At 43.3% G+C, this 24867-nt stretch carries 23 protein-coding genes and 1 pseudogene; 6 read left to right on the forward strand and 18 right to left on the reverse strand.

Annotation, left to right across the window (positions count from 1 at the left end; translation table 11 throughout):
- Positions 1-174: 174 nt before the first annotated feature.
- From R2X38_RS24145 to fabB, 3 genes are all read right to left on the reverse strand, one after another.
- A complete protein-coding gene (locus R2X38_RS24145; protein ID WP_317524895.1) occupies positions 175-1188 on the reverse strand; it encodes an aspartate-semialdehyde dehydrogenase in 1014 nt (337 codons plus the stop codon).
- Positions 1185-2357, reverse strand: a complete 1173-nt coding sequence (locus tag R2X38_RS24150; protein ID WP_317524896.1) for a 4-phosphoerythronate dehydrogenase — start codon at positions 2355-2357, stop codon at positions 1185-1187. Before R2X38_RS24150 ends, R2X38_RS24145 begins: the two co-directional genes overlap by 4 nt.
- A gap of 601 nt (positions 2358-2958) precedes the next feature.
- Complete coding sequence (gene fabB, locus R2X38_RS24155) at positions 2959-4170, reverse strand: beta-ketoacyl-ACP synthase I (RefSeq protein ID WP_317524897.1); 1212 nt, start codon at positions 4168-4170, stop codon at positions 2959-2961.
- Between the two features lie 169 nt (positions 4171-4339).
- On the opposite strand from fabB, the gene mnmC reads away from it, so the two are divergent.
- Entirely contained in the window at positions 4340-6409 is a 2070-nt protein-coding gene (gene mnmC / locus R2X38_RS24160; protein WP_411185903.1) for a bifunctional tRNA (5-methylaminomethyl-2-thiouridine)(34)-methyltransferase MnmD/FAD-dependent 5-carboxymethylaminomethyl-2-thiouridine(34) oxidoreductase MnmC, read from the forward strand.
- A gap of 109 nt (positions 6410-6518) precedes the next feature.
- On the opposite strand, the gene R2X38_RS24165 is transcribed toward mnmC, so the two are convergent.
- The 4 genes from R2X38_RS24165 to R2X38_RS24180 form a co-directional block, all read right to left on the reverse strand.
- On the reverse strand, positions 6519-6866 hold the full coding sequence (locus R2X38_RS24165; protein ID WP_317524899.1) for a hypothetical protein: 348 nt from the start codon (positions 6864-6866) through the stop codon (positions 6519-6521).
- A 179-nt stretch (positions 6867-7045) separates the two neighbouring features.
- Positions 7046-7396, reverse strand: a complete 351-nt coding sequence (locus tag R2X38_RS24170) for a four helix bundle protein (protein ID WP_082060660.1) — start codon at positions 7394-7396, stop codon at positions 7046-7048.
- A gap of 52 nt (positions 7397-7448) precedes the next feature.
- Entirely contained in the window at positions 7449-8615 is a 1167-nt protein-coding gene (locus R2X38_RS24175; protein WP_317524901.1) for a nucleotide sugar dehydrogenase, read from the reverse strand.
- 157 nt (positions 8616-8772) lie between these two features.
- Complete coding sequence (locus R2X38_RS24180) at positions 8773-10179, reverse strand: MBL fold metallo-hydrolase (RefSeq protein WP_317524902.1); 1407 nt, start codon at positions 10177-10179, stop codon at positions 8773-8775.
- 272 nt (positions 10180-10451) lie between these two features.
- Between R2X38_RS24180 and wecA the strand changes: the two genes are divergently transcribed.
- The 5 genes and pseudogenes from wecA (at position 10452) to R2X38_RS24205 (ending at position 13989) form a co-directional block, all read left to right on the forward strand.
- Positions 10452-11525, forward strand: a complete 1074-nt coding sequence (gene wecA, locus R2X38_RS24185) for a UDP-N-acetylglucosamine--undecaprenyl-phosphate N-acetylglucosaminephosphotransferase (protein ID WP_317524903.1) — start codon at positions 10452-10454, stop codon at positions 11523-11525.
- Positions 11525-12577: a Wzz/FepE/Etk N-terminal domain-containing protein gene (locus R2X38_RS24190; protein ID WP_317524904.1), complete on the forward strand. Its 1053-nt coding sequence runs from the start codon at positions 11525-11527 to the stop codon at positions 12575-12577. Before wecA ends, R2X38_RS24190 begins: the two co-directional genes overlap by 1 nt.
- 270 nt (positions 12578-12847) lie before the next feature.
- Positions 12848-12925: pseudogene (locus R2X38_RS24195) on the forward strand (helix-turn-helix domain-containing protein); the annotation flags it as partial.
- Positions 12926-12988: 63 nt separating this feature from the next.
- A complete protein-coding gene (locus R2X38_RS24200; RefSeq protein WP_317524941.1) occupies positions 12989-13147 on the forward strand; it encodes a hypothetical protein in 159 nt (52 codons plus the stop codon).
- Positions 13147-13989 carry an IS3 family transposase gene (locus R2X38_RS24205; protein WP_317524940.1) on the forward strand — a complete coding sequence of 281 codons (843 nt, stop codon included), beginning with the start codon at positions 13147-13149 and terminating at the stop codon, positions 13987-13989. The genes R2X38_RS24200 and R2X38_RS24205 overlap by 1 nt, the downstream gene beginning before the upstream one ends.
- A gap of 46 nt (positions 13990-14035) precedes the next feature.
- Here R2X38_RS24205 and pssE read toward each other — a convergent pair whose 3' ends face one another.
- The 11 genes from pssE to R2X38_RS24260 all read right to left on the reverse strand — a co-directional run bounded on the left by pssE (position 14036) and on the right by R2X38_RS24260 (position 24834).
- A complete protein-coding gene (gene pssE, locus R2X38_RS24210) occupies positions 14036-14485 on the reverse strand; it encodes a PssE/Cps14G family polysaccharide biosynthesis glycosyltransferase (protein ID WP_317524905.1) in 450 nt (149 codons plus the stop codon).
- Positions 14485-14970, reverse strand: coding sequence for a PssD/Cps14F family polysaccharide biosynthesis glycosyltransferase (pssD, locus tag R2X38_RS24215; protein WP_317524906.1), 486 nt, complete (start codon positions 14968-14970; stop codon positions 14485-14487). Before pssD ends, pssE begins: the two co-directional genes overlap by 1 nt.
- A 43-nt stretch (positions 14971-15013) precedes the next feature.
- Complete coding sequence (locus tag R2X38_RS24220) at positions 15014-16138, reverse strand: glycosyltransferase family 4 protein (RefSeq protein WP_317524907.1); 1125 nt, start codon at positions 16136-16138, stop codon at positions 15014-15016.
- Positions 16098-17312 (reverse strand): O-antigen ligase family protein, encoded by a 1215-nt coding sequence (locus R2X38_RS24225; protein ID WP_317524908.1) that lies wholly within the window; start codon positions 17310-17312, stop codon positions 16098-16100. Before R2X38_RS24225 ends, R2X38_RS24220 begins: the two co-directional genes overlap by 41 nt.
- Positions 17300-18610 carry a hypothetical protein gene (locus R2X38_RS24230; RefSeq protein ID WP_317524910.1) on the reverse strand — a complete coding sequence of 437 codons (1311 nt, stop codon included), beginning with the start codon at positions 18608-18610 and terminating at the stop codon, positions 17300-17302. Before R2X38_RS24230 ends, R2X38_RS24225 begins: the two co-directional genes overlap by 13 nt.
- A gap of 2 nt (positions 18611-18612) precedes the next feature.
- Positions 18613-19743 carry a non-hydrolyzing UDP-N-acetylglucosamine 2-epimerase gene (wecB, locus tag R2X38_RS24235; RefSeq protein ID WP_317524911.1) on the reverse strand — a complete coding sequence of 377 codons (1131 nt, stop codon included), beginning with the start codon at positions 19741-19743 and terminating at the stop codon, positions 18613-18615.
- Between the two features lie 103 nt (positions 19744-19846).
- On the reverse strand, positions 19847-20761 hold the full coding sequence (locus R2X38_RS24240) for a glycosyltransferase family A protein (protein ID WP_317524912.1): 915 nt from the start codon (positions 20759-20761) through the stop codon (positions 19847-19849).
- 64 nt (positions 20762-20825) lie between these two features.
- The gene (locus R2X38_RS24245) at positions 20826-21254 is read right to left on the reverse strand and encodes a protein tyrosine phosphatase (RefSeq protein WP_317524913.1); all 429 of its coding nucleotides are present in this window, start codon (positions 21252-21254) and stop codon (positions 20826-20828) included.
- 175 nt (positions 21255-21429) lie between these two features.
- Positions 21430-22434 (reverse strand): dTDP-glucose 4,6-dehydratase, encoded by a 1005-nt coding sequence (rfbB, locus tag R2X38_RS24250; protein ID WP_317524914.1) that lies wholly within the window; start codon positions 22432-22434, stop codon positions 21430-21432.
- A gap of 98 nt (positions 22435-22532) precedes the next feature.
- On the reverse strand, positions 22533-23072 hold the full coding sequence (locus R2X38_RS24255) for a VanZ family protein (RefSeq protein ID WP_317524915.1): 540 nt from the start codon (positions 23070-23072) through the stop codon (positions 22533-22535).
- Positions 23073-23106: 34 nt separating this feature from the next.
- On the reverse strand, positions 23107-24834 hold the full coding sequence (locus tag R2X38_RS24260) for an SLC13 family permease (protein WP_317524916.1): 1728 nt from the start codon (positions 24832-24834) through the stop codon (positions 23107-23109).
- Positions 24835-24867 lie beyond the last annotated feature (33 nt).

Genomic DNA, 24867 nt, shown 5'->3' on the forward strand with positions numbered 1-24867 from the left:
CCTGGGTCCTGGGTCCTGGGTCCTGGGTCCTGGGTCCTGGGTCCTGGGTCCTGGGTCCTGGGTCCTGGGTCCTGCAGAAGCGATCACTGATAGCGATATGACGTCAAGCTCTTCGCTCTTGTTCTTTCGCTCTTCCCGCTTTTCCTAGGGCCGGCTCTTCCCAGGGCCAACCTTTTATAAATACTCTTCAATCAGCTTCTCGGCAATCTGTACGCTGTTGGTTGCTGCGCCTTTACGCACGTTATCAGCAACAACCCACATGTTCAGGCCGCAAGGGTGGCTGATATCTTCGCGGATACGGGCAACCATCACGTGGTCTTTACCTGTCGCGTCACTAACCTGGGTCGGGTAGTCATTGCCGTGGAAGACTTCAATGCCTTCGGCATTTTCCAACAGGCTAATCGCTTCCTCGACATGCACCGGCTGGCAGGTTTCAACATGAACTGCTTCAGCATGACCGTAGAACACCGGCACACGCACACAAGTCGGGTTCACGCGGATATTGTCGTCACCCAAAATTTTCTGGGTTTCCCACACCATCTTCATTTCTTCTTTGGTGTAGCCGTTATCCATGAACTGATCGATATGCGGCAAGCAGTTAAAGGCGATTTGCTTGTCGTACACATCCGTTTCTGCAGGTAGGCCGTTCAGTAGCTTGGCCGTTTGGCCTGCAAGCTCGTCCACACCTTTCTTGCCCGTTCCCGATACCGACTGGTAAGTGGCAACGTTGATGCGTTCAATACCGTATGCTTCGTGGATAGGCTTCAGTGCCACCAGCATCTGAATAGTCGAGCAGTTCGGGTTGGCAATAATGTTACGGTTACGGTATTCCGCCAGCGCGTGCGGGTTTACCTCTGGGATCACCAAAGGTACATCGTAGTCGTAACGGAAGCGTGATGTATTATCAATGACTACTACGCCATAATCGGCTGCAGTGGGTGCCCAACGCTCTGAAGCTTCTGCACCGGCAGAGAAAATAGCAAGCTGAACCTGGCCCCAGTCGAAATCTTCAACATTGGTTACACGTACAGTCTTACCCTTAAAGCGCAGGGTTTTGCCCGCACTGCGCTCAGAAGCAAGTAAATAGAGATTGCGAACAGGAAAATTGCGTTCCTCAAGAACTTCTACAATGGTTTCGCCGACAGCGCCGGTCGCACCGAGTACTGCAATATCAAATTCCTGGCTCATGGCCTTTCCTCTACTGTAAAACCTAATTTAGCCAGCGACTCTACCCCAAAATGGGCCTCGCCCGCTACTGTAATCGCGCTATATTCGCGGCGATCCCAGTAATTTTTACGCATCCGGTCAAATGCCGAGGCCATTTCCGGGCTACCTTCTTCAGTTTGGCTCATTTCACGGCGGAATAAACCATCATCACGGCGCACATCGTAAACCAGCTGAGTCAGAGAGAATAAGGTTGGCTCGTCCCACTTTCCGCTAAGCGTTACCTGTGGCACCGGAGCAACCGGCAGCAAGCTTGAGGCACTGACTTCCTTATCTAAGCCAAGGAACTGGCAGAAGCTGTTGTAAACCATCGTTGTGCCGCGGGCTTTACCTTCCAAGCCGTAACCCGCCACATGCGGCGTGGCAAAAGCCAGCAATGGCAACAGTTCCAAGTCAACTTGTGGCTCATGTTCGAACACATCCAAGACTGCTGTCAGTGTCTTGCCTACACCAGACAGGCTCTGCTGCAGAGCGCGCTTAAGCGCCTGGTTGTCGACAACCGGGCCACGGGCCGCGTTGATCAAAATAGCGCCAGGCTTTAGATCCGCGATAAAAGCCTCATCAACCAAGTGATAAGTTGGATACTCGCCATCGCGGGTAATTGGCGTGTGCATGGTGATCACATCACATTGCGAGCGGATATCTTCCAGCGAGTGGAATGGTCGGTTATCGCCCTGCTGTTCTTTAAGCGGGTCATTGAGCAGGTACGCGATACCCAGCGCATCGAGACATTGAGCAAGACAGCTGCCGACATTACCGGCACCGATGATCCCGACCTTTTTGTCGAAGATAGAAAAGCCCTGCTGCTGCCCAAGCACCATCAGGCTACTCAATACATATTCCGCGACACCGACCTTGTTACAACCCGGCGCTGCAGTAAAAGTAATTCCCTTGGCTGCCAACATCGCTTCGTCAACATGATCCTGACCAGCCGTTGCCGTACCGACAAACTTCAGCTTGTTGGCCTTGGTCAGTAGCGCTTCGTTGACCTTGGTCACCGAGCGGATCATCAAGGCATCGACATCCTGCAAATCCTCAGCGGTCATCGTCCTGCCCGGCTTGCTGATCACCTCGCCCAACTGGCTAAAAAGCGCCTCGGCATAAGGCATGTTCTCGTCAATGAGGATTTTCATAAAGCGTCCTTCGAAGGTTATTTGTATATGGGAGATGCTATTGGATGTTGAGGGAGTGTCAAGTGATTCATGGGCGATGGGCGATGGGCGATGGGCGATGGGCGATGGGCGATGGGCGATGGGCGATGGGCGATGGGCGATGGGCGATCCAAATTGTTTGCAAGAGCCTAACCATGTCAATCTCTTGCTTTTCCTCTAGCCTCTGGCCGTTTTGCCTATCAGCCAAGCTCTTACCCATAAAAAAGCCCAGCAGAATCTCTGCTGGGCGAACGTCCAGGAATAAAAACACCGACTGGGATCATAGACAGCTCCCGCAAAAGAAAATACTATTCTCACAGCCAATGTCGCGTCTGTTTTTTAGGCACTGACTCAAGGGCAAAACAGCTAGCGCAGTCTCCGCAAAAAGGCTTTCTAGCTGAATCTCTTAGTCAGTGCCACCCCCTGGAAAATGACAAAAGTCGGGTTCAGGCGAGCGGCTAAGGGCGTGTGGCTATCGGCTCACTTTCCCTAACTTCCCCCCAACCTGCATAATTTCTAGGTGGACTATGGGCTTTGTACTTTACCCATAGCCAAGAGCCTGTTTTCCTATGGCCAGCTCTTCTTACCCTTCGTACTTCTTGATAACCAGTGTGGCGTTAGTACCGCCGAAGCCAAAGCTGTTTGACATCACGGTCTTCAGCTCCTGGTCGCGCTTTTCAGTCACGACATCCAGGCCCTCTGCCGCTGGATCCAGGTTATCAATATTGATGCTTGGGGCGATAAAACCATTGTTTAGCATCAGCGTCGAGTAAATCGCTTCGTGAACACCTGCCGCGCCCAGTGCGTGGCCTGTCATTGCCTTGGTTGCAGAAATCGCAGGGCTGTTATCACCAAAGAGTTCTTGGATCGCGCCTAGCTCTTTCACGTCACCAACAGGCGTCGAAGTACCGTGGGTGTTGATGTAGTCAATGCTGTCAACATCCTGCATTGCCATCTTCATACAACGCACCGCGCCTTCGCCTGATGGGGCTACCATGTCATAGCCGTCAGAGGTTGCGCCGTAGCCAACGATCTCACCATAGATTTTTGCACCACGCGCCAATGCGTGCTCTAGCTCTTCGATAACCAGCATGCCGCCGCCACCAGAGATCACGAAACCATCGCGGTCTGCGTCGTAAGTACGCGAAGCTTTAGTTGGGTTGTCGTTGTACTTAGTTGATAGTGCGCCCATGGCATCGAACATCATAGTCAGCGACCAATCTAGCTCTTCACCACCACCGGCAAAAACAACGTCTTGCTTGCCTAGCTGAATAAGCTCTAGGGCGTGACCGATACAGTGTGCCGACGTCGCACAAGCTGAGCTCATGGTGTAGTTCACACCACGGATTTTGAACGGTGTCGCCAAACAAGCCGACACGGTTGAAGACATAGTACGCGGAACCATGTAAGGACCAACACGCTTAACGCCTTTCTCGCGAAGAATATCAACCGCAGCAACCTGGTTGTAAGAAGACGCACCGCCAGAACCAGCAACAAGGCCCGTACGGTCGTTTGAAACCTGATCTTCAGTCAGGCCAGCATCTTCAATTGCTTGCTCCATAGACAGGTAAGCAAAAGCGGCAGCATCGCCCATGAAACGCATTTTCTTACGATCGATATGCTCTGAAGGGGTCATTTTCAAATCGCCCCAAACATTACTGCGCAGCTTCATTTCTGCAAATTGTTCAGAGAAGTTGATACCGGACTTACCCGTTTTCAAAGACTCCAGCACTTCTTTAACGTTGTTACCAATACTGGAGACAATACCCATGCCTGTAATTACGGCTCGTTTCATGATGAATTCCTACTGTCATTTATACCCAAATAACCTCAGTCAAAACAATTAGCAACCTGAGGTGACTTGGGTATAACGTTGACGATAATAACGGGTTTGTCCGCCAAAAGTGGTCAGCTTTCCTGTTGATCAGGTACAATCCTCTGCAATTCAACCCGTAATACCAACTATGAGGCTTCTCCCTTTGTCTTATAAAGCCCAACCGTCCGTAAGCAAAACGCCATCGGCAAAAATCGAAAATGCCGTATTGGACTGGAACGAATCAGGAACGCCTGTTTCCAACGACTTTGACGATGTCTACTTCTCCAACGCCAATGGCCTGGAAGAAACCCGCTATGTGTTTCTGCACCAGAATGGCTTACCGACACGCTGGGAAACCTTCGACCGCCGCCGTTTTGTGGTTGCGGAAACCGGTTTTGGCACCGGCCTCAACTTCCTTGCGGTATGGCAGTGGTTCAAAGCCTTCCGCCAGGCCAACCCGGATGCGACCACCAAAGAGCTGCACTTCATCAGCTTCGAAAAGTTTCCGGTCACCAAAGACGATCTGATCAAGGCTCATGAGTCTTGGCCGGAACTGGCTGATTTAGCCAGCCAGCTCCATGCCCACTACCCACCCGCGGTCGCCGACTGCCACCGCATTGTGCTGGAACACGGCATGATCACCCTTGATCTGTGGTTCGGTGATATCAAAGACTGTATGCCACAAGTATGGACGAATAATGACGGTATCGTTGATGCCTGGTTCCTTGATGGATTTGCGCCAAGCAAGAATCCGGAAATGTGGAACCAAGATCTGTTCAACGGCATGGCCAAACTGGCTCGTGTCGGCTGTAGCACCGCAACCTTTACCGCTGCAGGTTTTGTCCGTCGCGGCCTGATTGAAGCTGGCTTTGACATGAAGAAGGTCAAAGGCTTTGGTACCAAGCGCGAAATGCTGGCAGGTAGCGTGACCGAACGCAAATACAGCACTAACGTCAAGCCATGGTATAACCGCAAGTCGGCCGCGAAAGAACAGACTGATGCAGGCATTGCGATCATCGGCGGTGGGGTCGGCTCGGCAACCACGGCACTGGCACTGGCTCGTCGTGGTATCAAAACAACGCTTTATTGTGCCGATGAACTACCTGCAGAAGGGGCTTCAGGCAACCGCCAGGGCGCGGTATACCCGCTGCTCAACGGCTCCAACGACGCCCTCTCGCGCTTCTTTGCCCCGGCATTTCTCTATGCCCGTCAGTTTGTTGAACAGGCCGCCAAGCAAAAAGCGGTCGCCCATGAGTGGTGCGGTGTCACCCAGCTCGCCTGGGATGACAATGCCACCAGCAAGCTTGGCAAGATGATGACAGGCGGCTTCCCTGAACAGCTGATACGCCAATTAGACGTTGAACAAACCGAGCAGGTAACTGGCGTGGTTTCAGGCCACAGCAGTGTCAACTACCCGCTTGGCGGATGGTTATGCCCGCAAGAGCTGACCCGCGCCTTGATTGAACAAGCACAAGAAATGGGCATGCTTGAACTCAAAACTAAGGTCGACATTCAACAGCTTGACCTGCTGGGTGAACAAAGCTGGCGACTGACTGACCAACAAGGTCAAAGCTACCAACACCACACCGTGATTGTGGCTAACGGACACCGTTTCGCCGAGTTTCCACAGACCCAGGATATTCCGGCTTACTCGGTACGCGGGCAAGTGAGCCATGTTCCAACTAACCCAACGCTGAACCCGCTCAAAACCGTGCTTTGCTACGATGGCTACCTGACACCCGTCAATGCCACGGGTGAGAGCCATTGCATCGGTGCCAGCTACCGCCGCGGCAGTACCGATTTAACCTTCAGCCCAGAAGAGCATGCCGACAACAAGCAGCGTTTGGTTGACTGCCTGCCTGCAGCAAGCTGGCCGCAGGATATTGATATGTCAGCGGAACAAGCACGTGTCGGTGTCCGCTGTGCCAGCCGCGACCACCTACCATTCGTAGGTGACGTGTGCCAATACGAGCCATTACTTGAGCAATATGCAGACTTGAAAAACCAGCAGGAGAGCGCAGAGGACGTGCCGGTTTACCCAAACCTGTACGCCATGATTGGTTTGGGCTCTCGTGGTTTAAGCTCTGCCCCACTGCTGGGTGAGTTACTTGCATCACAGATCTGCGGTGATCCGCTCCCACTGCCAAACAGCGTGCTGGAGGCCCTGCATCCGGGACGGATGTGGGTAAGGAAGTTGGTGAAGGGGAAGAAGGTATGAAGAACCTAGGTCCTAGGTCCTGGGTCCTGGGTCCTGGGTCCTGGGTCCTAGAATAAACTAGGACTGCAGATAATGCAGGCCTAGCTAAAAATGTTTACTTTTACCTAATTTACTCAGCTTGTGCTGTTACAGGTGGTGCCGGGTCATCGCCGCCGCCTGAATCAGACAATGCCACCCCGATCACAACCGCGGCGGCACCGACCGCCAAAACCGTTGCGGTAATACCACCCGCCGAAGCCGCAAATGCGGTATCAATACCTGCCGCTTTTCCGGTTTCCTGATTCGCCGCTTGTACCGAAGCTTGCGCCTGCTGTTGAGTCGAACTCGACTGGGAAGCGGTAGGCGTCGAGGTCGGCGCTTGCCTAACCTGAGAAGAAGTAGATGCAGAGTCTGCCGCAAAAGAAGAGAAGCTAATAAAGCCCGATATTAAAAATGCCGCCAATGAAAACTTCATCATTACTATCCCCAAAGCGCAACGTATGGTTATTGATATATCGGTAAGTATAGTTGGGGTTAGCGATACGGGAGGGGGAGTTGAGAAGAGTCTTGAGAATGAGAAACGGGCGATGGGCGATGGGCGATGGGCGATGGGCGATGGGCGATGGACGATGGACGATGGACGATGGACGATGGCAGTTATGAGGAACACTTTTGCCTATGTCTAATTAAGGCCCCTAGCTGAGCAGATATATGTTGAGCTTTTTCAATCAATGGGTTCACTTCTGAAGGGGAAATGTATGTTAAATCCCGCGCCAGCATTAGTTGGGTAACTAGTTCTCCATTTGAACCTTTAGCTATATAAAAAAACCTTACTGCTTCTCTATCGCTAAATCTCTCGTCACCCTCAGCAATATTAGAAGGAACAGATATGCAACAGCGTCGGATTTGATCCCTCAAGCTGTAATCATTACAACTTTCAATGGCCTTATAAACATCCAATGCCTGTTGATAGCTATCCCTCCAAACTTTTAGCTTCTTGTAATTCATCCTTGAATTTTAAATCCTATGGCCTATTGCCCATTACCTATAGCCTAGCTCTTTAATCCGCCCCAAATAGATCGCGGGTGTAGACCTTATCGGCAACGTCTGCGAGCTCTTCTGCCATACGGTTGGAGATGATGACGTCAGACACCTGCTTGAACTCCTCGAGATCTGTCATCACTTTGGACTGGAAGAACTCTTCTTCCTGCAAAACCGGCTCATACACCACGACCGGGATACCCTTGGCCTTGATACGCTTCATGATGCCCTGGATAGAAGAAGCACGGAAGTTGTCAGAGCCCGCTTTCATGATAAGACGGTAAACACCTACCACTTCTGGTTTTTTCGCAATGATAGAATCGGCAATGAAATCTTTACGGGTGCGGTTAGCATCAACAATTGCACCAATAATATTGTTCGGTACCGCCTGGTAGTTGGCTAACAATTGTTTAGTGTCTTTCGGTAGGCAGTAGCCGCCATAGCCGAATGACGGGTTGTTGTAGTGGTTGCCAATACGAGGGTCCAAACCAACCCCTTCGATAATTTGACGGCTGTCCAAACCATGGGCTTCAGCGTAAGAGTCCAGCTCATTGAAGTATGCCACACGCATAGCAAGATACGTATTCGAGAACAACTTCACGGCTTCCGCTTCTGTAGCGTCGGTGAAAAGCACTTCAATATCTTCTTTCACCGCACCCTGTACCAGCAGATTGGCAAATACTTCAGCGCGCTCAGACTTTTCGCCGACAATAATGCGAGACGGGTGCAAATTATCAAACAAGGCACGGCCTTCACGCAAGAACTCAGGTGAGAATAGCAAATTTTTACAACCCAACTCTTCCTGCACACGCTGCGTATAGCCAACAGGTACCGTTGACTTAATGACCATCACCGCGTTCGGGTTAATCGACATAACATCTTTAATCACCGCTTCAACTGAGGAGGTATTAAAGTAGTTGGTGATCGGGTCGTAATCAGTTGGCGTTGCAATAATGACATAGTCAGCCCCTTGGTAAGCAAGCTCCTTGTCCGTTGTCGCTTGAAGATCCAGCTTTTTTTCTGCCAGGTATTGAGAAATTTCTCTATCTTCGATCGGCGATTGACCACTGTTAATCAAGTCCACTTTATCTTGGATAATATCCAATGCGACGACTTCATTGTGCTGCGCCAATAGCACCGCGTTTGACAGGCCAACATACCCTGTACCCGCAACCGTAATCTTCATTATTCAACCTCAATCTCTTCAGCAAACTTGCAAGAGCGACAGTTCATGCATCGCTACCTACTTACTGATTGGTATACTCAATTAGCAAAGATAATACATCAGTAACTTAACAGAGCATAGTGATGGTATTGTTTACGGTACATAATAATGTTCAGTATCAAGCAGTGACTATATTTTGCCCGGCAGTGACCACCACCTCACAATTGGGCTTTATCGAACGCAACTTTGCTGCCAATTCACTCTGAGCTTTAATATCGCCATGTACAAGGTGAACTTTAGTTGGGCCTTGGCCAATATTGTCGACAAATTGAACCAAATCAGCTTGGTCTGCGTGGGCAGAATAACCCGTTAGATGATGTATACGTGCCCTGACATCTATATCCTCACCGTCGATATTAACCCGTTTTGCACCACGGGAAAGGGAATACCCCAGTGTACCCTTCGCCTGATACCCCGCAATCACTACATCTGTCCGGGGTTCTGGCAATAACGCCCTGAGGTAGTTGAGGATCCGTCCCCCGCTGCACATACCGCTCGCTGCGACGACAATCGCGGGCTCTTGGGTCGATACCAAGCGATTCACAATTGATTGATGCTGCTGGTGGGAGCCGACTGTAATACATTGTTCAAACGACAACGGATGGCGCCCCATATTTTTCCTTGCTAGCGCCTCTTTCTCCCATAAGCGGAAAAAAAGCGCATACTGCTTGGTAACTTCATCGGCCAAAGGCGAATCCAAGATTATCGGCAGCTCTTCCCACTTCAATCGCTCGGCGTCCCCTTGCAACTCTGTACCCTTTAGCAAAACAGGCGCGAATGTCTCGGCTATCAAGCTCTCGATATCAAACAATAGCTCTTGCGTACGACCAACACTGAAGGAAGGGATGAGTATCGCACCACCGTCAAGCAGGGACTTTTCAATAATTTGCTTGAGGTTTTCACTTCGCTCTCTCTCCCTTTGGTGACACTTATCGCCATAGGTACTTTCTAATACCAAAACATCGGCACGTTTAGGCGATACCGGATCAACCAGCAAAGGTGTGCCAGTTGGGCCAAGGTCACCAGAGAAAACAACAACCTGGCTGTTTGGTAAGACAACTTCAACATAAGCCGAACCCAAAATGTGCCCTGCCTGGCGAAAATAAAGCGCGAGCCTCTCACCATTTGGCAAAACAACAGGCGCCTGGCAGTCGAAAGGAACTGGCCTGAGCAAACTCTTACACAAACTCAAGAACTGATTACGTTGGTTTTGATTCAGGTTGAGCTGAATTTTCAATCCATCATCGAGCATTAACGGCAACAATGCAGCCGTCGCCTCTGTTGCATAAATGGGGCCACGATAGCCCGCAGCAAGCAGCCAGGGAATCCGGCCGATGTGATCAATATGGCAATGGGTCAACACAAGAGCCTGGATATGCTCTACGGCAAAATCGATATTCAATGAATGTTGGGCTTCACTCCCTTGAAACAACCCACAGTCAATCAGAATGCCATATTTCTCCCAGCGCAGCTCATGGCAAGAGCCCGTCACCCCCTCAAATGCTCCATGATGAATAATGTTCATGCGTCATACCTTAACCAGAATTCATAGAGATGATGACAAAAAAAAGTGAGCACGCACTAGATGAGGTTTAATGATTAGTAACACCTCGCAAAAAAAAATGAAAAAAAGCTCAACAAATCAAGCAAATCCGAAGGTAAGGACGCACTAACCTATCAATAATAACCTGTACTAATATACTCAGTTACGATTGAGTCGCTCTTAAGACTTCTTTAACTAGTTAATTCTTGTTAAAATTAGATAAGACCATCACACAACAACACTAGTAGTATCCAATGTTTGCTGACTTTTTTTTCGTCTTTTTCTCCTCGCTGACGGCTTTATTTTTATTAAGAAAATTCGCAAAACGAATTGGACTCGTTGATAAACCCAACGCAAGAAAGCTACACCAAGGAGCCGTACCTCTCGTTGGTGGTATAGCTATCTGCATTTGCCTTGCTCAGTTTTTGTACTACAAGCCAGAGATATTAAATGACTCAGGGCTATTTGTTTTCTGCATTACAACTTTAACGATTGTTGGTGCTCTGGATGATAAGTTTGATGTGGATTTTAAACTGAGAATGCTCCTGCAAGGAGCCCTATCAATCTGCATGATCTATTTTGCCGGTTTAGAACTACACACCTTAGGTGATCTCTTTGGGTTCGGGCCCATAAACCTAGGTGTTTTTGGTTACCTTATTACCGTGGTTGCTGTCATCGGTGCAATCAATGCCTTCAATATGGTCGATGGCATTGACGGGCTACTTGGAGGGCTTTCTATAGTAACATTCGGAAGCCTTGCCCTTATCCTTGCAAATGAAAGACAAACAAACCTCGCCTATATTTTAACTGTTATTATTGTGGCAATTATTCCATATATTCTTTTAAATCTTGGTGCTTTTGGAAGAAGAAGAAAAGTCTTTATGGGCGATGCCGGAAGCATGTTGATTGGCTTTACCGTAATCTGGATGTTATTACTAGCAAGTCAAAATGGCGATAAGTCTCCGCTTAGACCTGTTACAGCGCTATGGCTGATAGGGATTCCATTAATGGATATGGCAGCAATTATGGTTAGACGTATCAGACGTGGTGACTCACCATTTAAGCCCGATAGAGAACACTTGCATCATATCTTTCAGAGGTTTGGTTTAAACTCGACCCAAACACTAATAGTAATATGTACGCTAGCATCTATCCTAGCAGGCATTGGAATTTTGGGCGAATACCTCAACATCTCAGAAAGCATTATGTTTTTCGGGTTTTTCTTTTTATTTTTAGCGTACTTATATGTTCTTTTGAATATATGGAAAGTGACATCCTTTCTTAAAAGAATAAATAAAAATTCAATAGTTCAAAAAACGAGTAAATGATGAAGCAACAAAATCACGACACAACTTATAAAGACTTCAGCCTTTTAAGCCATTTCAATATACTATGGAAAGGTAAGTTTCATATCGTTTCGTTTGTACTTACTTTCACAGTAGTAAGTTGGTTTTTTTCAGGAAAACAAGAACCTGAATGGATAGCATCAATACAAGTTGCAGCTCCAGATATTGAGCAATACCAAGAACTGGTTGATAATGTAGAGCTATACGACTTTCTGTATAGCTCTAATAACTTAAACAGCCCATTAAAAAAGGGCATTGAAAGTGAAGCTTTACTAAAAGCATTCATCGAAAATTTCAATCTTCTTGATAATAAATTGGAGTTTCTGTCTGAGAGTGTAGTTTTTCAAGACTATTTAACGCATAACAACGTAGATACATCATCTCAGGGCGAGTTGGATCTCGAGTGGGCAGAAAAAATAACTGCCAACTTAATTGAAAGCGACCTTACTAGTTCAACTAGCTACTCACTGGAAGTTGTGAGCATAGAGAGCAACATTAGTAATCTATTATTAAAAGATTATATTGCCTATACACAAGAAGCGACCGCACAAGAACTAACAGAGGAAATCAATACTGAGATTAATACTTTGTTTAAGCATGAACAGTCTAAGTATGAATACTCGAAAGAATTACAAAGAAGCCTTATCGACATTGAAATTAATAAAGCTAAAGTATCATATGAGATTACGAAAAAGGCAAATGTAGATCTTCCTTACTTCTCTTATAGCAACGATTCAATATTCAACACTAATGATGGGTATAAAATCTATAAAGCTAAGATTGAATCTCTAACTAATCTTAAACAAGATGAAATAATTACTCCTTCTATGGCTGAAGTGGTAGCTAGGCTTTCTTTTTTAAACCAACACAATGCCTTAAGAGAAGACATTAAATTCCAAAGCTTTTATCCACTAGCTCAAATAGATGATACTTCTCAGTTAAAAAACCAAAAAGCATTTTTTATTATTCTAGGTGCATTGTTTGGATTACTTTCTGGTGTTAGTTTTGTATACTTCAGAAACTCATTAAAATAAAAAAAGCCGCCTAATGTGAACTGACCCCCAATAGTTGGACAATCAATTATTGGGGGTCTTTTTATGTCCAAATACAGTCGCGAATTCAAGTGTTCTATTGCCAAGAAATGCTTAAGTAGCGAGTCATCTCGGAGCCTTACTCAACAACATTCCATCTCTTCGAGCCAAATTAGGTACTGGGCGCAAGTCTTTTCTATACATGGCAATCGTTCATTTGTACGCGCAACTCAGGCGCTTACAGCCCAATCCAAGTTAGCAGCATTGAAACTTATGTGGACGAATAACTGGTCTATCGCGCACACTAGTGCTGTCTTAAATCTCTCGTCCCCAGGAATACTTTCTGTCTGGCTCAAGCGGTATAACCAGCAAGGTATTAAAGGGCTCGAAGCGCAACCTAAAGGAAGGCCTCCCATGAAACAGCAACCTCAACCTGCATCCAAGCCAGATAGTGAAATGACTCTTGAGGAATTAAGAGAAGAACTCGCCTACTTACGAGCTGAGAATGCTGTTCTAAAAAAGCTGGAAGAGTTGGAGCAGGAGAAAAACCGTCGAACAAAGAAAAAACGGTAATCGCTCTAACTCTCAAAAACAAGTATCCACTGAAGCACTTACTTCGTGCTCTCAATCTTGCAAGAAGCGTATTTTATTACCAGGTAAAAGCGAGTAAGTGTCCTGATATCTATGAAAATGAAAGGCTGCTGGTACAGTCAATTTATCACGAGCATAAGGGACGATATGGCTATCGACGAGTTCACCTGGAACTAAGAAAGCGTAATATCATGCTGAATCATAAGACAGTTCAAAAGCTTATGGCTCAGCTAAGCCTCAAGCCGACGGTAAGGCCCAAGAAGTATCGCTCTTATCGTGGTGAGTGCGGAAACATTGCCCCTAACGTTCTTGAAAGAGATTTTAGTGCGGCCAAGCCAGATGAAAAATGGGTAACTGATGTGACAGAGTTTAAAGTCAAAGGACAGAAAGTGTATCTGTCACCAGTGGTGGACTTGTTTACTCGAGAGGTTATTACCTATAAAGTCGCGAAAAATGCCGGCTTACCGTTGGTTACTGATATGCTTGCAGAAGCGATTTCAAAACTAGAACCAGAGTCAAAGCCAATCATACATAGTGATCAAGGGTGGCAGTATCGCCATCGAACCTATCAGAAGCAAATGATTGATAACGGGTTAGTACAAAGTATGTCGAGAAAGGGCAATTGCTTAGATAATGCTGTCGCTGAAAACTTCTTTGCCCTACTTAAGACAGAGATGTATCACAATCGAAGTTTTGAAGATGCAAATGACTTGATAGAGCAGATTAAAGAATACATCAAGTACTACAATACCAAGCGTATCAAAACGAAACTAAAAGGCCTGACTCCGATAGAGTATCGAAATCAGGCCTTGAAAGTCGCTTAACAGAAATGTCCAACTTTACGGGGTCACTTCACTAATGGCGGCTTTTTCATTTTAAGAAGTTTATAATTTCACTAAATTTGAAAAACTCCTCTTTTGTATACTTATCAAATTTAGGATGCGTGAGAGCAACTTCAATCTTTGTTTTAATTTCAGAAATATCATGGCACGTTAGAGCCAAATTATTAGATTCTACAAATTTAGCCAACTCAAGTTGATGTAGATCTACTCTATCAGTATTTGGGACAACAATGATATTGTAATTACATTCAAGCATGTGATAAACAGAACCAGCACCAGCATGAGATATGATTAAATCATACTCTCTCAAACTATCATTAAAATTATCAATGAAGGGTGAATGCTGATAATTTTTAGGTTTATATTTAGAGGTTCCAGTCTGAAAATATATATCCAAAGAATCAATTCTAAGGCTGTCCAATTCTTTAAGTAAAGAATCAAAAGATGATGTACCAACAGTTACTAAACATTTCTTCATCACAGCTTTCCTGAATATATTGCTTTTTTATACAATTTCAATAATGACTGATTCTGTACATAAAATTTATTTGCTAGGAAATACATCACTTTACCGGTCATAGATTTTGAATAAAACCTAGACCAGGTTTCTATGTGAACGACCTTCCCCCCCAAAAGCCTAGTTAAAATAGCTGGAAGTATTGCAATCCCTGGTCCAGTAGAAACCATAGATATCTCTTTAAAATTTCTAAGCTTAATATAAAAGCTTACAGCACGATATAAATGGTTAAACATATCAGAAAATCGAAAGCCTGATTTTGCTCTTATGGCTCCCAGTTCAACTACGTTTAAACCATCGAGAGCCTTATTATTGTTAGGGTGCAAATGATCTGTGAGCAAGTAGATTTTACAATCAACTAAGTCTTCTTGCACTTTTTCATAAAATCTAGTGAACTGACTAAAATGCCCTCCTTCACCAGCAACAAAAATAAATACTTTACTCATACCTTATACCTAAAAGCTTGAATATTAACCTTACCAAAAATTTCTACTTAGAATTAAGAGCGTTTAATATTACAAGCTCTTTAGATAAAGTTACTTCATTATCAATATTAACCATGCTCTTACGTGCTTCTTTAGCAATTATAGATTTCTGAGATTTATCATTTTCCACATTTAGAATATTTTCCGCCAAATCTTCAGGGGAATCACCCAATATTCCATTTAAACCAGAATCTATAAACTCAGGGATTGCCGTATTATTAGAAGATATAACGACTCTTGAGCAGGACATAGCTTCACACATAGACACACCTTGAGCATCCATACGAGTTGGACTCATAAAATACGAATATTTAGCCATTAAATTAGGCATATCGTTATTATTAATAAACTCTGAGTGAATTTTGACGCGTTCAGTAAGGCCAAGTGAAGAAATCAGGTTTATATATTCATCATACTTTGGACCTTTGCCATAGATATCTAGAGTAAAATCACTAGGTAAAAAAGACATTGTACGAATAGCAATATCTACAGCATACTTATTACTGTTCAAAGGACGAATACATAACATTTTTTTGTTATCTACAAGTTCATTTACATCGAACTTTGTTGTATTAATACCATTTGGAATGATCTCAGCCTCAAAGGAATAGCCAAGTTGACACATTGCTTCGTAATGCATCCAATGGGAAGGTGTAATAAACCGTGTCCCATTAGCGTGAAGCTTTTTGACAATTCTCTTCATTTGCGGCATAAAAAACACATCTTTATAAACCATTCGCAAAATTTGCTTTAGGTTATTTTGATGGTCAAAGTTACGGCTCTTTGAGATGGACTGAACTTCACTACCATGCATATAAAATGCCGAAGGTATTTTATTTTTAATTATATGGTTATACAGCAGAGCACCATTCTTCCAAGGCTGAGGATATAAGTTCAGCAAATGGAAATAAACAACATCAAATCTTTCAAGAAGTCGACACAAGTTAGATGCCTGATCTTGAATAACCTCTACCCCTTCAAATTCATAGGGTTGGCAAGATTTGTGCGGTACTAATACTGTAACGTCATAGCCCTGCTCTTTAAAATACAATGATCGGCGATGCACAAAAGTATGAGCATAATGATTTTCATCCGATGGATATTGTGTTGTTAAAATTGCGATTTTCATTATTACCTACCGATCTTATAAAACCAAAAGCTAAAACAGCAGCCCAGTAAGGTGTTATCACACCATTAAAAAGCACATGACCTGAAATAAGCCCAATCAAAACTAAAACAAAACTTGTTAAACTAACTTCAAAAAAGATATCTTTGGTGAGATTATCTTTTAAATATTTAAATAAAAGCCCAAAGCAAAACAAATAAATAAGACTGATTGGCAACCCCATAAAAATGAGCATATCAGAAAGGTCCATCTCAGTAATATTATGTACCAATGTCGCCGATATACCTCTATCTAACCCTAACAATATAGCGGAGTTAAGATTTTCAAAATAAGAGGGTAGCAGAGTAGCAAGAAATTCATTACGTCCTGATAATATCAGATTAGCAATACCACCTTGGTTATACATAAATACTAATCGAGAAATGAAAGCAGAATTTAAAATGCTCCCCGAAAAAGCAAGCAGAGGTAATAAGCTAACCAAGGAGACTAAACCTATAGTGATAACTGTACGAAGATTAATTGAACGAAATGGGATAGCAACTCCAACAATACCTACGGCTAGAATCGCACTTTTTGTCCCAATTAACAATGCTAGAATCATAAAGAACACAAAGGTAACTATATAAGCCTTCCAATTTATTTTGTTTGCTTTTGTCAATACATAAACAGAAAGAATAGTGATAATTCCAGATAAAGAGTTTCCACTATAGAAGAAACCTTTGATACCATGCGTGCTATATGCCTTAAATCCTATCCCAAATAGCCCTAATAATATATTAATCGCAAATACAGAAACTGTTATTAAAAAGAAAAGATTAATAGCTTTTAAATCAAAAGGCTTGATTTTATAGCATTCAATAAGTCCAAATGCAATAATAAAAAGAGAAAATAATTTAAATATCTCTGTGACCTGATACGCTATATGTTGGTTACCATAAACTAATGAGTACAACCAACCATAAACGACAGTAATAAATACCGTTAGGAAAGACAGTTGTGCCCCTCCCGTACGTCCTAAGGACAGCAAAAGTAGACACAGTAAAATAACTGTGAACTTATACAATACAGAAATGCCTAAACTGCTACCAGTTGTATGAAGTAGCAATCCCGAAATAATATCGATGACGATAAATCCAATAGGTAGCCATGGTAAGTATCGTAAAATTAATCCATACATTTTTTACTACTCACATAACAAAGAGCTTTTCTTGGCCAATACCAGTAATTAAATATAAGCTGGGTAAAAAATTGGCAAATTAGCACAAATTCAATATTTCTTACTTCAAAATACCTCAAACCGACATATGCAATAGAGATATTCATTACACCACTGATAAGTATGGTTTTTACATAATTAACATTATTATATGTAGCACAGATATATGTTGAAACCTGAAAAATCATTTCACAGATAAACAAAGCAATAAATGCGATAATAATCGTCTCACTTGGCAATTTTATTTCCGAACCAATTAAGTCTAATAAATATTCACCAAATAGATAAATGGTAATGCCACCTAGAACAACAGTCAATAAGCCTAATCCATACATTTGAGCAACTGTCTTATATTCTTTTGACTTATTCTTTTCCAATACAGTTTTAGATAATGTTGGAATCAGAGTATTGGAAGCAACTAAACTTACCGATAAAATTGTTGCGAACAGCATTGAAGCGATATTATATTCTGATGCAAGTCCGACTGTAAAAAAGCTAGTTACAAAGAAAACTAATGAACGGTTACTAAGGTATCCTCCTAAAGCGCCGAAGCCAACCTGAATTGACTGCTTACCAATCTTTTTCAGAATATCCCATTCACCTTTGTATAGTTTCCAATCAAATTTAATCTCAATTGGCTCACGATATAGTCGATAGAAGCAATATAGTCTATTTACAAACACCGAAAGAAAACGAGCCATAGTTAATCCCAATAAGCCAAAGCTAAAAAGGGAAAACACATATGCCATTATTAGAAATGCTAGACTTGAATATACACTTGAAAAATGGACATCAATAACTCTCTCATAGCCATGTAAAAGAGTATTCACATTCAAAAATAAAATATGAATGATTAAAGCTAAAGCCATAAATGTCCATTCAAGAATAACAGTTTCACCATCTTGAAGGTTCTTTATGTAGAAATAATAGAATGCAATAGATAATATAAAAGCAATAATACCTAATAATAGATAAACAGCACGTGAGCCTTTATAAATTAACTCTGGAGTCAATTTATCAAGCCACGAATCTGTATTTCCACTATCATCCTTATTTGCTCTTGCATATCCATAAAATCTTGAGATTGTGGGTGAAAAACCAAAATCCAGTACGCTTTGAAACATAAATGCAGTACTGAAAACAATCCACATGTTAAATTCAAAGTTTGTTAAGCTACCAAGCACAAGTGGTAGCACCAAAATGCTACCACCCACACTTAACAACCGTGACAAGTACCCAACAAATATACTTTTAAGCATTGTTAACCTTGCAAGCAGTCAATTATACGCTGGCAAGCATTTCCATCACCGTAAGGGTTATGTGCTCGACTCATTGCTGTATATAGCTTTTCATCTGACAACAAATCATTAATAGATTTTACGATTTTATCAACATCAGTACCTACCAACTTAACCGTACCTGCTTTTACAGCTTCAGGCCTTTCAGTAGTTTCTCGCATCACTAATACCGGCTTCCCAAGCGAAGGCGCTTCCTCTTGGATACCACCAGAGTCTGTCAGTATAATATGAGCCCGATTCATCAAATAGATAAAAGGTAAATACTGCTGAGGTTCAATAAGGTGAACATTATTAACACCAGCTAAAATGCGATTTACAGGTTCTCTAACATTAGGATTTAAGTGAACAGGGTATAGAATTTGACTGTTTGAATGCTCATTCGCTATTTTTACCAGAGCTTCACAAATTCGTTCAAATCCACCACCAAAACTTTCACGACGATGTCCCGTTACTAATATAAGTTTTTTGTTATTGTCGAGAAAAGGAAACTGTTTAACTAAATGGCTCTTAAGCTCTTCGTCATTATCAATTTTATCTTTGACCATTAACAAGGCATCGATGACAGTATTACCAGTTACAGTAATATTAGATTCATCAATGTTCTCTTTTAATAGGTTCTCTTTTGATGTATCTGTTGGCGCAAAATGAAAACGAGACAGTGCACCTGTTAGCTTGCGATTAGCTTCTTCTGGCCACGGAGAGTAAATATTTCCCGTACGCAATCCCGCTTCTACATGACCGACAGCAATCTGCTGATAATAGGCAGCAAGGGATGCAGCAAACGTTGTTGCAGTATCACCATGTACTAAAACCACATCCGGTTTAAACTCCTCCAATACAGGCTTCATAGTGGTCAATATTCGTGCAGTTACATCATTTAGAGACTGACCTGAACGCATTAAGTCTAAATCATAATCTGGTTCTATCTGAAATAGCTCCAATACCTGGTCTAGCATTTCACGGTGCTGTGCAGTAACACACACCTTAGCTTCAAACCGAACATCGGTCTCAAGCGCTTTAACTAGAGGGGCCATTTTGATGGCTTCAGGCCTTGTGCCAAATACCGTCAAAACTCGCTGTCGAGATGTTTGCATTTTTCTGGTTACCTAATTCTATATCTATTAATCATTATACCTTGAATGTATCTAAAGTTATTAAAACAACACATCCAACATTTATCTATTTAGTTAATATAAGTTACTTAACTGTCATTTTGTCTTTCAGATAGTATACAGAACCTATAACCACACCTGATAAAATCAAAAATGGGTTGATCTTATTATCTAATAATTTTTTCAGTGAAAAAGCGTTTTCACTATGCCATAAGTAACGGTAATAATTAGCAGAGACTGTAATTTTCCCTTTCGTACTCATCTGATTAAGAAAACAGTTGTGCATTAAATGTTCAAATCTTAAAAAATACCCATTAGCATTATTAATTGCTAATCTAGTAAAGTTTTTTGTTATACCTTCTTTTTGGTATTCTTTTACCTCAAACACTTCATTAACACACAGGTATTGATATTGTTTATCAAGATCATATGTCACGATTGACTCAGGAATAAACCTTTGTCCTTCAAGTTCAGGGAATCTGTATTCTTTGATATATTCTGTTCGAATGAAATCACAGGTATCCCCTCTACGATTAAAATAGAACATGTTTTTAGTAATCGTAGAAAACATATTTTCTTTAGGAAATTTTGTACCAATAAGGTCATTAGTTTCAGCATCTCTACATAGACCAATAATACCCGCTATTGAAGCGTTATCTTTTAGGTCAAACCACAACTCAGATACTCTTGAGAGCGTGTTCGCCGTTAGCTCATCATCTGAATCCAGAATAAGCAACATCTCATTGGTACTTTTACTAAAACCTGTGTTTAATGCTGTATGCTTACCGCCATTATCTTTATAGAAATATTTAATTGGAAAACCAGTATGGTTTGACATAATAGCATCGATGACTTCTTTTGTATTATCTTGGCTTCCATCATCCACTATTATCCATTCAATATTAATGTACTTTTGTGCACAAATACTTTCATAAAGCCTAGTTAATAAATGGGCCCTATTATATGTAGGGGTAACGATAGAATAAGATACGTCATTCATTATAATTTCTATACTCAGTAAATGTTTGTTATCAATCATTCAAAGCGATTAAAAAACGCTCATGTTATAATTTTTTCGCCCACGCTTTAGCAGATTCATCAATCAGCTCATAAGCAAAATCAAACGCTTCGCGACTCTGGCGGTATGGGTCTGGTATGTCTTTTTGACCTATCCACTGACCGAACAGCATTGTCTTACCACGAGCTTCCGGGGCAATGTTAGTCACCGCTTCAATGTGACCCTTTTCCATCACCAAAATTAAATCATATTCTCTGCACAGCTCGCTCGTCAGCTGCTGGGCAACATGGTCTTCAAGGCTAATACCGTGCTCTTTTGCAACTTCAGCAGCGGTTTTATCAGCAGGCTTCCCTACCAAGGCACCTACACCAGCAGATGCGATATGTTTGTTAGGAAGATGGTGCTTGAGCAAGTACTCACCAGATGGAGAGCGACAGATATTCCCCACACAAACGACCAAGATCTTGTTAAACATATTGTCCTTCACTCTTAACGAAAGTTATCTTCAGGGCCAAAGCCGGGACAAATTTCCGGCACACAATTAATTTGGCAGTTTACAGGATATGGAGTCTCTTTGCAGCCAAGAAAACCACCTATACCCTATGTAAATGATGGGAAGTTAAGTCATCAGTCTGTAGTCTGCAACTGACTCAGCATTTGCTCAAATACCAAGCTACCGTTCTTCTCAGCCCCTCAGAAAAGTCAACTTCTGGTCTCCAGCCTAGTTCTTTCCTCAGTTTACTCGCATCAATTGCATATCGTGCGTCATGACCAGGCCTGTCAGTTATACAAGTAATCAGATCTTGGTATTTTTCTATTTCTATCGGCTTAACGGGGACTTGTTCGTCAAGAATATTGCAGAGAGTTTTGACAAGGTCGATATTCCTCATCTCATTACTGGCACCGACATTATAGCTCTCACCTACTCTCCCTCTCATCAGCATGGCATAAAGTGCTTTGACGTGATCGTCAACATACAACCAATCCCTTATTTGATTCCCGTCGCCATAGATAGGCAAAGCGTACCCATTTAAGGCGTTCTTGATCATCAAAGGGATCAATTTCTCAGTGTGTTGATGTGGTCCATAGTTATTGGAACAATTGGACACCAGTATGGGCAATCCGTATGTTCTGTGCCAAGCCCGTACCAGATGATCACTGGAAGCTTTTGAAGCGGAGTATGGGCTACTTGGCTTATACGGCGTCGTTTCAGTAAAAGGCGTTTCACTCTGTTCAAGATCACCATAGACCTCATCAGTCGAAACGTGAAGAAGTCGAAAACCTAAACGTTTCTTCTCATCCAATTGAACCCAGTACGCTCTAGCGACTTCCAACAACGTAAATGTCCCTACAATGTTGCTCTGCAGAAATGCAGCGGGTCCATCAATGGATCTGTCGACGTGCGATTCGGCTGCCAGGTGTATTACCGCATCAGGTTGGTATTGAGCAAAGACACGCTCTAGGGAAGGCTTGTCACAGATATCTACCTGCTCAAAAACATATCTAGCACTTCTCTCAACAGTAGCTAATGACTTTAAGCTCCCCGCATAAGTCAATTTATCAACATTGATGACACTGTCATCAGTATGATTAATGAGGTAACGGACCATTGCTGAGCCAATAAACCCCGCCCCACCCGTGATCAAAATTTTCATATTATTTCTTACAGCTCTGTCTTTACATCACTCTGGCTATCGCAAAAAAGTCATCACAAACTCCGCTCTTTGCTTGCCTGAACTTAAGGATAATCACTCTAATCCAAGCTTAAGTTTAGGAAATCACACAACCGCTTTTGCTGATTGTAGAGCAAAGCCGTGACAAACATACCTAGGCTAACCCCTAACGAATTGGCAAGCCAATCAAAAAATGAGCACTCGCGCCCAAAAGAAGGCTGTATAAGTTCAATCGCACCACTGAACAGCACAATGGCTATACAAACCTTGTAATAAGCCCTTTTAGTCGACACCGCATATGCTGCAACAACGGCGAACACCGTATAAGCCATGAAATGCTGCAATTTGTCGATATGGGGTATCGAAACGATCTCCGGACCGCTAGGCTTAAGTGAGAGATAAAGAATTAGCAGCGCGTATAAAAATAGCGGAAGTTTTCTGAGCATGGGCTGGGTTCTGGGTTCTGGGTTCTGGGTTCTGGGTTCTGGGTTCTGGTGATTCTGACGATGTATGGGGGAATAGTAAAGAGGATAGCGGGAAAGCGGGAAAGCGGGAAAGCGGGAAAGCGGGAAAGCGGGAAAGCGGGAAAGCGGGAAAGCGGGAAAGCGGGAATTTTTCATGGACCATCCAATTTATGTCAAGCCCATGAAATTATTAGAACGGGAAAACCAACGGAGTAGTTGCAATCACGACTACCGAATAGGTTAAAGAGACCTTCCACCCCGTTTTGATGAAATCAATGACCCTGTAATCACCAGCATTCATTACCATCAGATTGGTTTGATAGCCAAACGGGCTGATGAAACTTGCACTGGCGCCATAAGCAACGGCCATGACAAAAGGCATGTAGTTCACCCCATATGTTTGGGCCACGCCCAGGGCAATAGGTAATGCCAATGCTGCAGCTGCATTATTGGTGACAATTTCAGTGGTAATCATCGTCATGAAAAATATCACGGCAAGTGCAACCCAAGGTCCACTACTACCCGCAACGGTAGTCACCACGTCGGCAATTTGCTGCGCTAACCCACTAGTAGTGAACACATCAGCGATACAAAGTGCGCTGGCAATCATCAACCAGATCTCAAATGGGAATCGACGACGAATATTTGCCCCAGTAAGTACCTTTGATAGCACCATGGTCGCGACATAAATCAGCAGTCCAGAAAAGAGACTCATGGTACCGGTGGCAGCCAGCGCAATCATTGACACAAAGCCACCAATTGCAACCACTTCTTGCCAAGGCTGTAGGCGCGATTTAACTTTCAGGCCTGAGATGATAAAAAAGTTTCTATCAACATTTCGGTGTTTTTCAAAGTCTGGCCCAACAGCCAATACCAATTTATCACCGGCATAAATTACTTGCTCCCCAAGCTTGCCGCTGACCTTCTGGCCATTTCGATTAATCGCCACAACCGCAGCATCAAAGCGTGAGCGAAACTGCGTATCTTTCAGTGTTCTGCCGATAATGCTAGATTCGGTACTAACAATCACTTCAATCAAGTTGCTAATTAACAAACCGTTGCTGTTTGCGAACAGGCTCAGACCATCAAACTGCTCTAGTTGCGAGATATGTTTTACATCCCCACAAAAGACCAACTTATCGTTGTCTTTAATGACCATTTGCGGGTTCACCGGCGAGATTAACTGGCCATCTCGAACAATATCAACAAGAAACAAACCATCTAGCGCCCGCAGTCCATTTTGCTGAATGGTTTTACCAATCAACGAACTTCCAGCTTGTACTTCAGCATCGATAAAGTAATCACCGCGCTGCCCCTCACTCACTACTTTTTCAGGTAAACGGTAAGCACAAAAATATACCGCAAGGCCTGCTACCAAGAGAATCATTAGGCCAACGGGCAGAAAATCAAAGAATTGTAGCGCGCTATATCCCTGCTCTATCAAAAGGCCATTCACAACCAAATTAGTAGAGGTACCAATTAAGGTCAGAGTTCCACCAATAATGGCAAAATAGGAGAGCGGTAGCAGCAAGCGTGATGGGGCATAATCCTGACTACGGGTTAAACCAGCCATCAAGGAGGCAACCACCGCTGTGTTATTGAGAAAAGCCGAGCTAACTGAAGATAAGAGGCCTAATCGCGCCAATGTCATTCTAAATGTTGGGCGAAAAACCAGCTTCGTTACCCATACAAGAATACGGGTGCGCTCTAGGGCAAGAGAAGCAACTAATAGGAGTAAAAGTGTAATAACGGCTTGGTTGACACCAAAACTCAGCATTCTTGATTGCTCAATGTAACCAAGGAAGTAAAAAAATAAAACTACCGCACTGAAAAGGATAGAAGGCCTAACCCGAGTAAAGATAAGGGCAGAAAATAGCAATACAATCGTCAGTGCAACTATAAATGAAGGGGTCATCATAAATCAAAATAGGCGCCCGAAAGCGCCATACAT

The sequence above is a fragment of the Photobacterium rosenbergii genome (assembly GCF_033022775.1).
Taxonomy (GTDB): Bacteria; Pseudomonadota; Gammaproteobacteria; order Enterobacterales; family Vibrionaceae; genus Photobacterium; species Photobacterium rosenbergii_A.

What these genes read in the sequence shown, in the direction of transcription:
- R2X38_RS24145 (WP_317524895.1), bottom strand. Translation starts at nt 1,188, where the DNA reads ATGAGCCAGGAATTTGATATTGCAGTACTCGGTGCGACCGGCGCTGTC.
- R2X38_RS24150 (WP_317524896.1), bottom strand. Translation starts at nt 2,357, where the DNA reads ATGAAAATCCTCATTGACGAGAACATGCCTTATGCCGAGGCGCTTTTT.
- fabB (WP_317524897.1), bottom strand. Translation starts at nt 4,170, where the DNA reads ATGAAACGAGCCGTAATTACAGGCATGGGTATTGTCTCCAGTATTGGT.
- mnmC (WP_411185903.1), top strand. Translation starts at nt 4,340, where the DNA reads ATGAGGCTTCTCCCTTTGTCTTATAAAGCCCAACCGTCCGTAAGCAAA.
- R2X38_RS24165 (WP_317524899.1), bottom strand. Translation starts at nt 6,866, where the DNA reads ATGATGAAGTTTTCATTGGCGGCATTTTTAATATCGGGCTTTATTAGC.
- R2X38_RS24170 (WP_082060660.1), bottom strand. Translation starts at nt 7,396, where the DNA reads ATGAATTACAAGAAGCTAAAAGTTTGGAGGGATAGCTATCAACAGGCA.
- R2X38_RS24175 (WP_317524901.1), bottom strand. Translation starts at nt 8,615, where the DNA reads ATGAAGATTACGGTTGCGGGTACAGGGTATGTTGGCCTGTCAAACGCG.
- R2X38_RS24180 (WP_317524902.1), bottom strand. Translation starts at nt 10,179, where the DNA reads ATGAACATTATTCATCATGGAGCATTTGAGGGGGTGACGGGCTCTTGC.
- wecA (WP_317524903.1), top strand. Translation starts at nt 10,452, where the DNA reads ATGTTTGCTGACTTTTTTTTCGTCTTTTTCTCCTCGCTGACGGCTTTA.
- R2X38_RS24190 (WP_317524904.1), top strand. Translation starts at nt 11,525, where the DNA reads ATGAAGCAACAAAATCACGACACAACTTATAAAGACTTCAGCCTTTTA.
- R2X38_RS24200 (WP_317524941.1), top strand. Translation starts at nt 12,989, where the DNA reads ATGAAACAGCAACCTCAACCTGCATCCAAGCCAGATAGTGAAATGACT.
- pssE (WP_317524905.1), bottom strand. Translation starts at nt 14,485, where the DNA reads ATGAAGAAATGTTTAGTAACTGTTGGTACATCATCTTTTGATTCTTTA.
- pssD (WP_317524906.1), bottom strand. Translation starts at nt 14,970, where the DNA reads ATGAGTAAAGTATTTATTTTTGTTGCTGGTGAAGGAGGGCATTTTAGT.
- R2X38_RS24220 (WP_317524907.1), bottom strand. Translation starts at nt 16,138, where the DNA reads ATGAAAATCGCAATTTTAACAACACAATATCCATCGGATGAAAATCAT.
- R2X38_RS24225 (WP_317524908.1), bottom strand. Translation starts at nt 17,312, where the DNA reads ATGTATGGATTAATTTTACGATACTTACCATGGCTACCTATTGGATTT.
- R2X38_RS24230 (WP_317524910.1), bottom strand. Translation starts at nt 18,610, where the DNA reads ATGCTTAAAAGTATATTTGTTGGGTACTTGTCACGGTTGTTAAGTGTG.
- wecB (WP_317524911.1), bottom strand. Translation starts at nt 19,743, where the DNA reads ATGCAAACATCTCGACAGCGAGTTTTGACGGTATTTGGCACAAGGCCT.
- R2X38_RS24240 (WP_317524912.1), bottom strand. Translation starts at nt 20,761, where the DNA reads ATGAATGACGTATCTTATTCTATCGTTACCCCTACATATAATAGGGCC.
- R2X38_RS24245 (WP_317524913.1), bottom strand. Translation starts at nt 21,254, where the DNA reads ATGTTTAACAAGATCTTGGTCGTTTGTGTGGGGAATATCTGTCGCTCT.
- rfbB (WP_317524914.1), bottom strand. Translation starts at nt 22,434, where the DNA reads ATGAAAATTTTGATCACGGGTGGGGCGGGGTTTATTGGCTCAGCAATG.
- R2X38_RS24255 (WP_317524915.1), bottom strand. Translation starts at nt 23,072, where the DNA reads ATGAAAAATTCCCGCTTTCCCGCTTTCCCGCTTTCCCGCTTTCCCGCT.
- R2X38_RS24260 (WP_317524916.1), bottom strand. Translation starts at nt 24,834, where the DNA reads ATGATGACCCCTTCATTTATAGTTGCACTGACGATTGTATTGCTATTT.